Source organism: Bradyrhizobium cosmicum, assembly GCF_032290525.1.
GTDB lineage: Bacteria > Pseudomonadota > Alphaproteobacteria > Rhizobiales > Xanthobacteraceae > Bradyrhizobium > Bradyrhizobium cosmicum_A.
In genome coordinates this window covers 1-263 of sequence record NZ_JASXTA010000303.1, presented here as the reverse complement: position 1 = coordinate 263, position 263 = coordinate 1, and the positions used below count along the sequence as shown (strand labels likewise).

Annotated in this window: 1 protein-coding gene; it reads right to left on the bottom strand. The window is 43.0% G+C overall.

The window, feature by feature from the left end:
* On the bottom strand, positions 1 to 183 hold a 183-nt coding region (locus tag QSV46_RS40045), incomplete at its 3' end, for a GAG-pre-integrase domain-containing protein (protein WP_314964149.1).
* Positions 184 to 263: the final 80 nt, after the last annotated feature.

Here is a 263-nt window from a genome sequence, read left to right as displayed (position 1 = left end):
ACTCATACCTTCTAGCATACCTTTACCATGAAGTATTTGAAGGCCCTTCTCTCCAATATGTCCAAGCCTTTGATGCCACAACATGGTCTTCTCTCTAGAGACCACTAGATTTTCTGCTCCACTTTCAAGAACCACAGAACTGTTGCACCCATCAACAATAATGCTACCTTGCAGCTTGTACATAGTTCCAATTCAAACTCCCCACATCAATATCGGTGCCCCCCAAACCATCTTGCAGGCATCTTTCTCGAACACTATTTTTA